Source organism: Escherichia sp. MOD1-EC7011 (assembly GCF_002965005.1).
Classification (GTDB): domain Bacteria; phylum Pseudomonadota; class Gammaproteobacteria; order Enterobacterales; family Enterobacteriaceae; genus Escherichia; species Escherichia ruysiae.
On record NZ_PTRD01000010.1, the window covers coordinates 83,951 to 98,088 of the forward strand.

The 14,138-nt window shown below is 48.2% G+C and carries 12 protein-coding genes; 4 read left to right on the forward strand and 8 right to left on the reverse strand.

Annotated elements, in window-relative coordinates:
- Nucleotides 1-78: 78 nt before the first annotated feature.
- From A7098_RS04325 to yeaG, 3 genes are all read right to left on the reverse strand, one after another.
- Entirely contained in the window at nucleotides 79-1,422 is a 1,344-nt protein-coding gene (locus tag A7098_RS04325; RefSeq protein ID WP_105280388.1) for a GGDEF domain-containing protein, read from the reverse strand.
- 280 nt (nucleotides 1,423-1,702) lie between these two features.
- Complete coding sequence (locus A7098_RS04330; RefSeq protein WP_000219690.1) at nucleotides 1,703-2,986, reverse strand: YeaH/YhbH family protein; 1,284 nt, start codon at nucleotides 2,984-2,986, stop codon at nucleotides 1,703-1,705.
- A gap of 122 nt (nucleotides 2,987-3,108) precedes the next feature.
- Nucleotides 3,109-5,043 (reverse strand): protein kinase YeaG, encoded by a 1,935-nt coding sequence (gene yeaG, locus A7098_RS04335; protein ID WP_001019859.1) that lies wholly within the window; start codon nucleotides 5,041-5,043, stop codon nucleotides 3,109-3,111.
- A gap of 435 nt (nucleotides 5,044-5,478) precedes the next feature.
- Between yeaG and mipA the strand changes: the two genes are divergently transcribed.
- Nucleotides 5,479-6,225, forward strand: a complete 747-nt coding sequence (gene mipA, locus A7098_RS04340) for a scaffolding protein MipA (protein ID WP_105280389.1) — start codon at nucleotides 5,479-5,481, stop codon at nucleotides 6,223-6,225.
- An 89-nt stretch (nucleotides 6,226-6,314) separates the two neighbouring features.
- A complete protein-coding gene (gene yeaE / locus A7098_RS04345; RefSeq protein WP_105280390.1) occupies nucleotides 6,315-7,169 on the forward strand; it encodes a methylglyoxal reductase YeaE in 855 nt (284 codons plus the stop codon).
- Between the two features lie 49 nt (nucleotides 7,170-7,218).
- Here the strand turns inward: yeaE and A7098_RS04350 are convergent, their stop codons facing one another.
- A complete protein-coding gene (locus A7098_RS04350; protein ID WP_105280391.1) occupies nucleotides 7,219-8,103 on the reverse strand; it encodes a D-hexose-6-phosphate mutarotase in 885 nt (294 codons plus the stop codon).
- A gap of 83 nt (nucleotides 8,104-8,186) precedes the next feature.
- The gene (gene gapA / locus A7098_RS04355; protein ID WP_000153502.1) at nucleotides 8,187-9,182 is read right to left on the reverse strand and encodes a glyceraldehyde-3-phosphate dehydrogenase; all 996 of its coding nucleotides are present in this window, start codon (nucleotides 9,180-9,182) and stop codon (nucleotides 8,187-8,189) included.
- Nucleotides 9,183-9,523: 341 nt separating this feature from the next.
- Between gapA and msrB the strand changes: the two genes are divergently transcribed.
- Nucleotides 9,524-9,937, forward strand: coding sequence for a peptide-methionine (R)-S-oxide reductase MsrB (gene msrB, locus A7098_RS04360; protein ID WP_001284610.1), 414 nt, complete (start codon nucleotides 9,524-9,526; stop codon nucleotides 9,935-9,937).
- 41 nt (nucleotides 9,938-9,978) lie between these two features.
- Nucleotides 9,979-10,251, forward strand: coding sequence for a YeaC family protein (locus A7098_RS04365; protein WP_010345857.1), 273 nt, complete (start codon nucleotides 9,979-9,981; stop codon nucleotides 10,249-10,251).
- Between the two features lie 156 nt (nucleotides 10,252-10,407).
- On the opposite strand, the gene pncA is transcribed toward A7098_RS04365, so the two are convergent.
- The 3 genes from pncA to sppA form a co-directional block, all read right to left on the reverse strand.
- Nucleotides 10,408-11,049 carry a bifunctional nicotinamidase/pyrazinamidase gene (gene pncA / locus A7098_RS04370; protein WP_085460649.1) on the reverse strand — a complete coding sequence of 214 codons (642 nt, stop codon included), beginning with the start codon at nucleotides 11,047-11,049 and terminating at the stop codon, nucleotides 10,408-10,410.
- Between the two features lie 10 nt (nucleotides 11,050-11,059).
- The gene (gene ansA / locus A7098_RS04375) at nucleotides 11,060-12,076 is read right to left on the reverse strand and encodes an asparaginase (RefSeq protein ID WP_001170164.1); all 1,017 of its coding nucleotides are present in this window, start codon (nucleotides 12,074-12,076) and stop codon (nucleotides 11,060-11,062) included.
- Between the two features lie 166 nt (nucleotides 12,077-12,242).
- Entirely contained in the window at nucleotides 12,243-14,099 is a 1,857-nt protein-coding gene (sppA, locus tag A7098_RS04380; protein WP_105280392.1) for a signal peptide peptidase SppA, read from the reverse strand.
- Nucleotides 14,100-14,138 lie beyond the last annotated feature (39 nt).

The following is a 14,138-nucleotide window of genomic DNA, read 5'->3' on the forward strand; positions in this document are numbered from 1 at the left end:
GAGGGGAAATTTAGGGGTATTGGTAATAAATTGTATGCCAAAGCCACGCAAAATGCATGGCTGTGAATAATTTTGCACTCAAATATGATGAATAATCACTTTGTTACCGCCATCGGTTTTCGCCTCACGTAACGCTTTATCTGCTTCTGTCATGACAAGCGAGATATTACGCGTATCACCCGTGGAAAAAACACAGCCAATGCTGATGGTCATTTGTTCAGGGACATTATATCTATTACTAAAACCGGTCAGGAGCTCGACATTTTTACGCACCCGATCGGCGATAATTTTTGCCTGGGCGGTATTCAATTCGGTAAATATCAAGCCAAACACTTCACCATCCAGACGTGCGAAGATGTCATCGGGGCGGATACTTTGCTGGATAATATCGACAATTGAAACCAGAACTTTATCGCCCACATGATGACCCCATTGAGCATTTATGCGTTTGAACTGGTTAATATCTACCAGCATAATACAAAAATCCTTCACAACAGGGCGAGAGAGTAATGACTCTACACTGTTGAAAAAGTGACGACGGTTATAAATATTGGTTAGTACATCATGAACCGCCAGTTTGCTGGAAAGTTGTAGTTCCTGAAATATGTTATATATCAAGAAGGTGACAACAAACAGTTTACTCGAAACCTCAATGCCACGACTGATATACCAGATGGTATAATTATATTCATCCAGAGTCAGTAGTAACAAGTTACAGCAGAGCGATGCCAGACATAATAATGCAATTGACGGCCACATCTCGCTTGCTAATTGTGTACGCATGATAATAAAAAACAGTAAACACGCCCACAGACAGACCAAAATCTTGGTGTAGTTAATTCCCCAGCTCGCCGTATGACTATCCGGACAGTAATCTACGACATATAAAGAGTAGTCAGGATTATAGCTGCTCAGGTTATGTGCCAGAAAAGGGAAAAATATAAAAGGTATCAGCGCCAGCAACAAGATACAGGTTTTTTTCTTGTTGTTCGTCAGGATGCTATTTCGTCCATAACAGTAGAGAGCCAGTGCGGTTAAGAAAATAAAACTTAGCTGGCGAAATAGATATAATATGGAAACATCATTCGCCTTCGTCTGAATAAGGATGTTATCATTGATAGGTTTATGAATAATGAAAATGGTTTCAGTTAAATAGAAAAGACCACTTAAAAAAGCAAGGCTTAAAATGAGTGTTGGAAAAATATCACGATTAGTGAAATATTTCATTAGCATGAAAAGAAAGATGATGGAGTTGAGGAAAAATAAAGCCACAACAACCATCAGGTAATTCATCTGTGGGATGAGTTTTACATTGGTTTTTTCATTATATAAGGTGGTGATGCAAAATAAAATTAATGTCAGTAACAAGCTGAAAATAAAAAAGCTTTGTGCTTTTAATTTTTGTGTACCCATAGGAACCATAAAAAGGAGAGCAATGTGAGTGCTGGATTTTATTGATGGCAGAGATATATAGTTTTGACCAGGATCAAATTTCTTTGCCGATGAAAAAATAATTAAAGAATACCCCTGAAAAAAAGCGTGTTAACAGAATCATTTTTTCCGAATGATTTTTTTATGGAACTAAATTCTGTAAAGCTGATGCTGACATATTTAAAACAATTGTAAGGTAATGTATGTAATAAATGAATTAATTTACAGTGAGCTAAAAATCAGCCAGGTAACAATGACCCGACTGACTATTTTAGTCTTTAGTCGTTGCATTTTGTTTATGGAATAGCTCGCGGAACACGGGATAAATATCATCCTGATCGCGTATATGCTGCATCGCAAAGTTTTCGAAAGTAGATTGCAGATGCTCATATTCCCGCCACAATGTTTGATGAGCGCGGCGGGTAATTTCGATATAGCTGTAATAACGAACAACGGGCAACAATTTTTTCGCCAGAATCTCATGGCAAAGCGGAGAGTCATCAGCCCAGTTATCGCCGTCTGACGCTTGTGCAGCATAGATATTCCACTGCGCCGGGTTATAACGCTCTTTCACCACCTCATCCATCAGTTTCAGGGCACTGGAAACAATGGTGCCGCCAGTTTCCTGTGAGTAGAAAAACTCATGTTCATCAACTTCTTTCGCCTGGGTATGGTGGCGGATGTAAACGACTTCGACGTTCTTGTATGTTCTGCTGAGAAACAGATACAGCAATATATAAAAACGTTTGGCCATATCTTTGGTGGATTGATCCATCGAACCGGAAACGTCCATCAGGCAAAACATTACCGCCTGACTGGAGGGATCGGGGCGTTTCTCATAATTCTTGTAACGTAAATCGAAGGTGTCGATGAATGGAACGCGTTCAATTTTGGCGCGTAATTCGGCAATCTCTTTGCGCAGCCGTTCCTCCTCCAGTAATTGCGCAGGTTCACTGTTGCTGATGATGGCCAGATTTTCTTCCAGAGCATGAAGTTCCCGTCGCTTGCCTGCGGTCATCGCGGTACGCCGCGCCAGTGAGTTCTGCAATGAACGCACCACGCTGATATTGGCAGGAACGCCGTTAGCGGTGTAGCCTGCCCGATGCGTTTTATATTCGGTCAACTGGCGTTGCTGGTTTTGTTTCAGATTTGGTAAGGCTAAATCTTCAAACAGCAGGTCGAGATATTCGTCTTTCGAAATCTGGAAGACAAATTCATCCTGACCTTCACCGTCCTGGCTGGCTTGACCCTGACCACTGCCGGAGCCACCTCCGCCGCCCTGGGGACGTTCAATTCTGTCATTCTGTACAAAATGGTCATTGCCCGGATGAACGCGATGGCGCAGGCCGCCACGCCCCTGATGAAACATCGGTTCGCTAATATCTTCCGTTGGGATAGAAACGGACTCGCCGCTGTCGACGTCGGTCACCGAACGCTTATTGATGGCCTCGGAGATCGACTGTTTAATTTGCGCTTTATAACGGCGTAAAAAACGCTGGCGATTCACCATGCTTTTGTTTTTGCCGTTCAGACGCCGGTCAATAAACCAGGTCATATGCCCCCCGTACTGCATTTGCCAACAGTATGTTGCACCTGTATTGCCGGATGCGCTCTGCTTTTCCGGCCTACGGTTCGCTGTCATTGTCGGCCCGGTAACATGTGCACCGGGCCATTGTGTTAAGACGATTTACGTACGCGCAAATACCATTCGCACAGTAAACGCACCTGTTTACGGGTGTAGCCTTTTTCCATCATACGGTCGACAAAATCGTCGTGTTTCTTCTGCTCGTCGGTTGAGGTTTTGGCGTTAAACGAAATGACCGGCAACAACTCTTCGGTATTGGAGAACATTTTTTTCTCGATAACCGTGCGCAGTTTTTCGTAGCTGGTCCAGTTCGGATTGCGTCCGCTGTTATTCGCTCTGGCGCGCAGCACAAAGTTGACAATCTCGTTGCGGAAATCTTTCGGATTGCTGATCCCCGCCGGTTTTTCGATTTTCTCCAGCTCGGCGTTAAGAGATTCGCGGTCAAACAACTGACCGGTATCCGGGTCGCGATACTCCTGATCCTGGATCCAGAAATCCGCATAGGTGACATAACGGTCGAAAATGTTTTGCCCATATTCGGAATAGGATTCGAGATAAGCTGTCTGGATCTCTTTACCGATAAACTCGGCATATTTCGGGATCAGATAACCTTTCAGGAACTCCAGATAGCGTTCTGCCTGCTCTTGCGGGAACTGCTCGCGCTCAATCTGCTGTTCCAGGACGTAGAACAGATGAACCGGGTTAGCCGCCACTTCTACGTGATCGAAGTTAAACACGCGCGAGAGGATCTTAAACGCGAAACGCGTGGACAGACCATTCATCCCTTCATCGACGCCTGCGTAATCACGATATTCCTGATACGACTTGGCTTTCGGGTCGGTATCTTTCAGGCTTTCGCCATCGTAAACGCGCATCTTTGAATAAATGCTGGAGTTTTCCGGCTCTTTCAGACGCGAAAGAATGGAAAAACGTGACAGCGTTTCCAGCGTACCAGGCGCGCATGGGGCGTGAGTCAGTTCACTGTGATTAAGCAGTTTCTCGTAGATTTTGATCTCTTCGGAAATGCGTAAGCAATACGGAACCTTCACGATATAGACACGGTCGAGGAAGGCTTCGTTGTTCTTGTTATTACGGAAAGTGACCCATTCGGATTCGTTCGAGTGAGCGAGAATAATCCCGTTAAATGGCAGGGCGGAGATACCTTCCGTCCCGTTGTAGTTACCTTCCTGGGTGGCGGTCAACAGGGGATGCAGCACTTTGATCGGTGCTTTAAACATCTCGACAAATTCCATGATCCCCTGGTTTGCACGGCACAGCGCACCGGAATAACCATAGGCGTCCGGATCGTTTTGCGCGTAGTGTTCGAGCTTCCGAATATCGACTTTCCCTACCAGCGCGGAGATGTCCTGGTTATTCTCATCGCCCGGTTCCGTTTTGGCGATGGCAATTTGTTGCAGAATAGACGGCCAGACCTTCACAACCCGGAATTTTGTGATGTCACCACCAAACTCATGCAGACGCTTCGCAGCCCACGGCGACATGATGGTGCCGAGATAACGGCGAGGAATGCCATACTCTTTTTCCAGAATCTGCGCATCTTCCTGTGGATTGAACAGACAGAATGGATGATCGTTGACCGGGCTACGCTCACCATTGGCGCTCAATACATAAATAGGCACGAGCTGCATTAATGATTTCAGTCGCTCAGCAAGCGATGATTTACCCCCACCTACAGGCCCCAGCAGATACAGGATTTGTTTCTTCTCTTCCAGCCCCTGAGCCGCGTGTTTCAGATAAGAGACAATCTGTTCAATCGCGTCTTCCATGCCGTAAAACTCTTCAAACGCCGGATAACGTGCAATGACCCGGTTGGAAAAGAGTCGAGAAAGTCTGGGTTCCTGGGCCGTATCGACCATGATCGGCTCACCAATAGCCATCAATAGCCGCTCAGCCGCGTTGGCATAAGCACTGCGATCTTGCCGACAAGTGGTAAGAAACTCCTGCAGTGTGAACTCTTCGTCCTTGGCAGCTTCATATCGCTGGCGATAGTGATCGAATATATTCATGGTATGCCGTCCTTTCGTTTTTTAGCACAGGTTAAGAGCCGTTCATATGAATAGTAGAGGCTCCCGGAAGAGGTAAACTGAACGACGTCGCTTGCTAAAACACAGCAACTCTCATGCCATCTTACCGACTGTGAGAACAACGTGCCCGGTGATACACCTTCAAAATTAAGCGTAGATGGCAATTGGAAAACTTGCCTGCATGGCTTTCTGGATTTCAATGGCATATCAACAACTCATCCATAAAAATTGCATAATTAATGTAAAGAATATTGCCGCCAGTAACGCAAAATTCATTCAGGTGTAAGCCCGATGTCATCAGCGTCAGGAAAATTAAACAGTTACCTTTAGAAATGAAAATGTAAAAAGGTTGGGTTTCGATGTATTGACGGGTAAACTTTGTCGCCCGCTAAACATTTGTTTAAGGAATGATTAATTGTGACCAAACTCAAACTTCTGGCACTTGGAGTGCTTATCGCAACGTCTGCAGGCGTAGCGCACGCTGAAGGTAATTTTTCCCTGGGCGCAGGCGTAGGTGTCGTTGAACACCCCTATAAAGATTACGATACCGATGTTTACCCAGTACCAGTAATCAACTATGAAGGCGATAACTTCTGGTTCCGTGGCTTAGGTGGTGGTTACTACCTGTGGAATGACGCAACGGATAAACTTTCAATTACCGCTTACTGGTCGCCGCTCTACTTCAAAGCCAAAGACAGTGGTGATCACCAAATGCGCCACCTGGATGACCGTAAGAGCACTATGATGGCTGGTCTGTCCTACGCACACTTTACCCAGTACGGTTATCTGCGTACCACCCTGGCAGGAGACACACTGGATAACAGCAACGGTATCGTGTGGGATATGGCCTGGTTGTACCGTTACACCAACGGCGGCCTGACCGTGACTCCGGGTATCGGTGTGCAGTGGAACAGCGAAAACCAGAACGAATACTATTATGGCGTATCGCGCAAAGAGTCCGCTCGCAGCGGTCTGCGTGGCTATAACCCGAATGACAGCTGGAGTCCTTACCTGGAGCTGAGTGCCAGCTACAACTTCCTCGGCAACTGGAGTGTTTACGGCACCGCACGCTACACCCGCCTGTCTGATGAAGTTACTGACAGCCCGATGGTGGATAAATCCTGGACTGGTCTGATTTCTACCGGGATCACCTACAAATTCTGATAATGCATCTTTCCAGGGCATTTTGTGCATAAAAACAGGGCGTCACGCCCTGTTTTGCATTACGGTGGTGCAAAAACCGGGAGGAAACAATGCAACAAAAAATGATTCAGTTCAGTGGCGATGTCTCACTGCCAGCCGTAGGGCAGGGAACATGGTATATGGGCGAAAACGCCAGCCAGCGCAAAACCGAAGTGGCTGCACTACGCGCGGGCATTGACCTCGGTTTAACCCTCATTGATACCGCCGAAATGTATGCCGATGGCGGTGCCGAGAAGGTGGTCGGTGAAGCATTAACCGGTCTGCGTGATAGAGTCTTTCTCGTCTCTAAAGTCTATCCGTGGAATGCTGGCGGACAAAAAGCGATTAACGCATGTGAAGCCAGTTTACGCCGCCTCAATACTGATTATCTCGATCTTTACTTATTACACTGGTCTGGCAGTTTCGCTTTTGAAGAGACTGTCGCAGCAATGGAAAAATTGATCGCCCAGGGAAAAATCCGCCGCTGGGGCGTTTCCAACCTTGATTATTCTGACATGCAGGAGCTCTGGCAGGTGCCGGGTGGAAATCAGTGTGCCACTAATCAAGTGCTTTATCATCTCGGCTCGCGAGGGATTGAGTATGATCTACTCCCCTGGTGCCAACAACAGCAAATGCCAGTGATGGCTTACAGTCCGTTGGCGCAGGCCGGGCGCTTACGTAATGGTTTGCTAAAAAACGCAGTGGTCAACGAAATAGCTCATGCTCACAATGCCACTGCCGCGCAAGTGTTGCTGGCGTGGGTAATCAGCCATCAGGGCGTGATGGCGATTCCAAAAGCGGCAACTATCGCCCATGTTCAACAAAATGCAGCTGTGCTTGAGATTGTGCTTTCGTCAGAGGAATTAGCCATGCTGGACAACGCGTATCCGGCACCAAAAGGCAAAACTTCGCTGGATATGGTGTGATGTTGGGAAATGCCGGATGCATCGCACCCGGCACATAAACTAGCACAAATTAACGTTTGGCAACGCGAATGGATTGTGCCAGATGGGAGGGGTGCTCTTTAGTCACTTTTTGAGTTTCTGAAGCGTAAGCTGTTTCTACACAAACAAAGGTCTTGTAGCCATCATCCGGCATATCGCCCATGCTGACTGAAAGTGCCGGGCCAGGGTTCCAGCCGACGACGTTCAGATGATGCTGGTGACCAACGGTAATAGTACGATTCAACGCTTCGTCATTAATCACACTGCAATCTTGCGGATTCAGATACACGCGATCGGTACGATCAGGGAAGGTCTGAATACCGTCGGTCAGTACATCTTCTTTCGCATCGTTCACTTTATCAATGAAGCGATCGCCCAGACCACTGACGCTTACCTTAGCAATATCACCCACGTTAAAGTAAGTATGCAGAGCAGAGGTGGTTTCAAATTCGCCGTGCGCTTCAAGATCGATTTCACAGGTTTCACCCACGCGGAAATGCGCTAACAGCGTAAAGTCGTGCGGCCAGTATTTTTTTGTCTCGTCGCTTTGCGTCAGTTCGAAAGTCAGTGTCACGCTATCGGCATCTTCACTATGCGATTTCAGCGTCCACGGCAGAATACGGGCAAAACCGTGCGCAGGCAGACCTTGTTGTGCTGCCGGACCAAACCACGGCCAGCAAACCGGCACGCCACCGCGAATGGCGACGCCATTTTTGAACGGAGTGTTATTGCTCAACCACAGGACGTCTTCTTCACCCGCAGGTTTCCACGAGAGAAGGTGTGCGCCCTGTAATGTAAAAGAGGCTTTTACCTGGGGATGTTCGACCACAATAAGGTCCAGTTCATCCAGTTTACGACGGGAGAGGACAGGGGAAATTTGTTCGATGACCGAAAGGGCGAAAATTTTCTTAATCATGACGCAGTCCTTTAACTTCATTTCATCAGGTAAAAAAAAGAGCGACCGAAGTCGCTCTTTTTAGATCACAAAGTCATCTCAACTTATTTGGAGATGTGAGCGATCAGATCCAGAACTTTGTTGGAGTAACCGGTTTCGTTGTCGTACCAGGATACCAGTTTCACGAAGTTGTCGTTCAGAGCGATACCCGCTTTAGCATCGAACACGGAAGTGCAAACTTCGCCGTTGAAATCGGTAGATACTACGTCATCTTCGGTGTAGCCCAGGACGCCTTTCATTTCGCCTTCAGCAGCAGCTTTAACGGCAGCTTTGATCTGCTCGTAAGTTGCAGCTTTTTCCAGACGAACGGTCAGGTCAACTACGGAAACGTTCGGGGTTGGAACGCGGAACGCCATACCAGTCAGTTTGCCATTCAGTTCTGGCAGTACTTTACCTACAGCTTTAGCAGCACCGGTAGAGGACGGGATGATGTTCTGGGAAGCGCCACGGCCGCCGCGCCAGTCTTTGTGAGACGGGCCGTCAACGGTTTTCTGAGTAGCAGTAGTAGCGTGAACGGTGGTCATCAGACCTTCGATGATGCCGAAGTTATCGTTGATAACTTTAGCCAGCGGAGCCAGGCAGTTGGTGGTGCAGGAAGCGTTGGAAACGATGTCCTGGCCAGCATATTTGTCGAAGTTAGCGCCTTTAACGAACATCGGAGTGTTGTCTTTAGACGGACCAGTCATAACCACTTTTTTCGCACCAGCGGTGATGTGTTTACGAGCAGTTTCGTCAGTCAGGAACAGACCAGTTGCTTCAGCGACAACGTCAACACCAACTTCGTCCCATTTCAGGTTAGCCGGATCACGTTCAGCGGTAACACGGATTTTTTTACCGTTAACGATCAGATGACCGTCTTTCACTTCAACGGTGCCGTCGAAACGACCGTGAGTGGAGTCATATTTCAGCATGTATGCCATGTAATCAGCGTCTAACAGGTCGTTGATTGCAACGATCTCGATGTCAGAACGTTTCTGAGCAGCACGGAAAACAATGCGACCGATACGGCCAAAACCGTTGATACCTACTTTGATAGTCATATATTCCACCAGCTATTTGTTAGTGAATAAAAGGTTGCCTGTAAAATTACAAAAACCTTACGCAGCGTCAAGCGGAATCGTGTCAATCATTGCGACAAATCAATCCTGTGCCTAAGCATTACGCGACTGACTCGCCTCACTCTTCCTTTGGGCTTGAGACCACATGGGGTCGGCGCCCCGAATTTTAAAGGGCAATTACGATAAAAATGTGATTTTTATCACGTTTTAAGTGCTGCCATTTCGTTGAGATCAAGTTTAGAACAAAATTTTGCGAGTTGGTGTTAATGTTTTGTTAGAATAAGCCACGTAATGTGAGCGTGATTAAAGTGAGATGTGAGCAAATGGCTAACAAACCTTCGGCAGAAGAACTGAAAAAAAATTTGTCCGAGATGCAGTTTTACGTGACACAGAATCACGGGACTGAGCCGCCATTTACTGGACGTTTATTGCATAATAAGCGCGACGGCATTTACCACTGTTTGATCTGCGACGCCCCTCTGTTTCATTCTCAAACCAAGTATGATTCAGGCTGTGGCTGGCCCAGTTTTTATGAGCCGGTGAGTGAAGATTCAATCCGTTATATCAAAGACTTGTCACATGGAATGCAGCGGATAGAAATTCGTTGTGGAAACTGTGATGCTCATCTGGGGCATGTTTTTCCCGACGGCCCACAACCCACAGGCGAACGCTATTGTGTTAACTCGGCATCATTGCGTTTTACTGATGGCGAAAATGGCGAAGAAATCAACGGTTGAAAAAACGATTCAGCAACTTATTCCACAGGAGCGGGAAAATTATGAATCTTGATGAAATAATCAACAGCATGACGCCTGAGGTTTACCAGCGTTTATCGACAGCCGTTGAACTGGGTAAATGGCCAGACGGTGTTGCCTTGACGGAAGAACAAAAAGAGAACTGTCTGCAACTGGTGATGCTGTGGCAAGCCCGTAACAATACCGATGCGCAGCATATGACTATTGATACGAACGGCCAGATGGTCATGAAGAGCAAACAACAGTTGAAAGAAGATTTTGGTATCACGGCAAAACCAATTGCCATGTTTAAGTGAATGAATTGTCCCCTTTGTAGCGCGTTTACGAAGGGAGGGGATAATCTTTACTGTCACGTGTTGGTTGTTTGATTTAACAACCAACATGCCAGAGGCACCGCTGCCGCACTTTATTTGGCCTACAACGACAGTACAGAATTGTAGGCCAGCGTAAAATTATCCCTGCGTCTCTTCCCAGTCCGCCAGTGTATATAGCGTTGCCCCAGCCGCTGACATCTCCATAAACGCGTGCGCGCTGTCCTGTGGCTGGATATTCACGCCGCGACAGCCATCGGTAATCACGTTCACGCTATAACCTGCCTGCAATGCGTCCAGCACGGTAAACTTCACGCAATAGTCGGTCGCCAGACCCATAACGATCAATTCATTGATTTCATGATCGCGCAACCAGTCATCGAGCGCGGTTTTCTGCCGACGGCCGTTATCAAAAAAAGCACTGTAACTGTCAACTAAAGGGTTTTCGCCTTTATGGAACACGGCTGCGATCGCTTTTTGATTCAGTAACGGATGTAATTGTGCGCCTTCACTGTTCTGCACACAGTGTTCAGGCCAGAATGTTTGCGCCAGGCCGTCGAGTTGTCCCTGCGTATAAGGCTCTACACCGTGCTGGCGGGCAAAGCTGCCATGATCAGCCGGGTGCCAGTCCTGACTGGCAATCACCGCTTCTCCGCGCGACTGACACCAGTCAATCAGGCGGTTAGCAACATCCACTGTGCTGTCACCTTCCGGTACGGCGAGCGCGCCACCAGCACAGAAATCATTTTGTAAATCGACCAGTAACAGGGCGCGATGGGGCATTGCAGTCTCCTTAATCATCCGGCGTCAGTTCGCCGCGCAGGTTTTGGCTCATGGCCTTGCGAATGGTTTCGGTATCCAGTCCCTGGCTAAGCAGGTAGTGCAGTTTGGTTAATGTGGCTTCTACAGTCATATCCGCGCCGCCAATAACGCCGGCATGGGCGAGGGCATTACCGGTAGCATAACCGCCCATGTTCACTTTACCGGACATACATTGTGTCAGGTTGACCACCACAATACCGCGATCGCTGGCCTCTTGTAATTCTTGCAGGAAGGCTTTGTTTTGGGGCGCATTGCCCACGCCATATGAGCGCAAAATCAACGCTTTCACCGGTTGACGGAGGAAATTGCGCACAACGTCAGCAGAAATCCCCGGATAAATTGTTACCACGCCGATCGGTTGTGGCGTGATTGGATGAACGATCAGTTCACCTTCGCCGTGCGGTGCGGGTGGCGTATTTAAACGACGGATGTGAATACCCGCTTCCAGCAATGGAGGAAGATTTGGTGACGCGAAGGCATCAAAACCATCGGCATGGGCTTTGGTGGTGCGGTTACCGCGATACAGACGGTTATTAAAAAAGAGTGTTACTTCGTTGATCGGGTAATTCGCCGCAACGTATAACGCATTCAACAGATTGATTTGTCCGTCAGAGCGTAACTCGGCTAATGGAATTTGTGACCCTGTCACAATGACCGGTTTGCCGAGGTTTTCCAGCATGAACGACAGCGCAGAGGCGGTATACGCCATCGTATCGGTGCCGTGCAGAATGACAAAACCATCATAGTCGTCATAGTGCGCTTTAATATCTTCAGCAATATGCTGCCAGTCTTCCGGCGTCATATCAGAAGAATCCATCAGCGGCGTATATTCATGAATAGTGAAATCTGGCATCTCCGGGCGATGGAACTCCGGCATCAGCGCCAGTTGGCGTTGTAGATGACCTGACACCGGAATATAACCCTGCTCGGAACGCTGCATCCCGATGGTCCCGCCCGTGTAGGCAACGTAAATTGATTTCTTTTGCATGATATTGATATGAATGATATCGAAAGAGCAAAAGTATATACGTGAGGCAGGGGGAGCGCACCTGATACTATGCGGATAAGGAAATATGGGGCGAAACAGCGGGAAGGGGGATTCGTAGACGTAAAAAATAAGTGGCCGACGATCTGTCGACCACTCAGTACAAGACTTAACGCACGTTGGCGCAGGTCAGGCAAAACGCATAACGGTTTTGCGGATCGTTAAACGCTGCCAGCTTGTCGCTTTCGCTTTTCACGGTAGAGGCTACCGAGGCCAGCGGGGCAGGTAACATGGCCTGGAGCGCATCTGGCAACATCGCCCGGACAGAACCTGACATGTTGTCCATCACTTTGTCGAAGAAGGTCGGTTCATCGACGTAATATTCCAGATGCCACTGCTTCAGTTTTGCCAGTTCTGCCGCTTTTGCGACCGCATCATCGAAATCACCGAGGCTATCGACCAGGCCGTTAGCTTTCGCATCCTGACCCGTCCAGACGTGCCCCTGAGCGATTTTATCAATCTGTTCCGGCGTCGATTTGCGCGCATCGGCAACCAGCGTGATAAAGCGTTTGTAGCCATTCTCAATGCTTAGCTGCATCATCTGCTGCGCTTCCGGCGGCAGTGCTTTAGTGATGGAAACATCCGCCAGCGGTGAAGTTGAGACGCCATCGGTATGAACACCAATCGAATCCAGACTGTTTTCTACGGTGGTGATCACGCCGAAAATACCAATAGAGCCGGTCAGGGTACTGGGGTTAGCCACAATGTAATTAGCCGGAGTGGAGATCCAGTAGCCACCGGATGCCGCCATGCCGCCCATTGACACGACCACAGGTTTGCCCGCTGCTCTGGCTGCTGTCAGTTCAGAGCGGATCACCTCAGAAGCCGTAACGCTGCCACCAGGGCTATTAACGCGCAGAACAATCGCTTTCACTTTTGGATCAAGACGAGCATCGCGGATTTGTGCCGCAGTGGTATCACCGCCTACATTCCCCTGAGTTTCCTCGCCATCCATAATTGCACCATTGGCAAACACTACACCGATGCCGTCACCGCTATCTGCCGGCGTTTTCAATGCGTAATCGTAATAGCTAATGGCGCGATAATTTTTATCAGCCTTACTCCAGCCAAACTCTTTGGTCAGGGCTTTTTCGATTTCGGCACTTGACGCCAGCGCATCCACCAGTTTGTTATCCAGCGCATATTTTGCGGTATCGCCGCCAGTTTTGGTTAAACCATCAAGCAAACCTTGCGCCCCAGGGAATACCTGCTGGGCAGGGATCTGGCGGTTAGCGGCAACGGTATTCAGATAGTTTTGCCACAGCTCACCAATCCAGCGGCTGTCAGCTTCGCGGGCTGCCGGTGACATATCATCACGAATAAACGGTTCAACGGCAGATTTATACGTACCTACGCGAAACACATGAGTGGAAACTTTTAACTTATCCAACAACGATTTGTAGTACAGACCGTTGGTGGCAAGGCCATGCAGATCGACCACACCCTGCGGGGAAAGCCAGATTTTATTGGCGAAACTGGCAAGATAATACTGCCCCTGACTGTAGTTCTCGCCAATGGCATAAACCGGTTTACCGCTGTCACGAAACTCTTTCAGAGCTTTGCCGATGTACTGCATGGAAGGCTGATCGCCGCCCGCGAAGTTTTTCAGATCCATCACGATACCGGTGATATTGCGGTCGTCCTTTGCCTGGCGAATGGTGTTTACAATGTCAAACAGCGAGTTTTCCTGCAGACGATCGGAACTGGCACCAAGCAACTGACGACTTAGCTTACTAAACCGCTGCGAACTGTCGGGCTTATCGACGATCACACCAGAAATATCAAGCAGCAGCGCGCCACGGCTGGCGGTTTCTTTCGAATCACCACCGCTGACTTGCATCCAGATCCCCACGCCAACCAGCACGAGAAAAATAAAGAACAGGTTAAGTACCATTTCACGGACGAAATTCAGCAGACGCCACGTCCATTTAAAAAATCCGGCAATAAATCGCCAAAGGGTTCGCATGTATTCTCCCAGACTAAAAGTTACACCTGTTACAGGTGC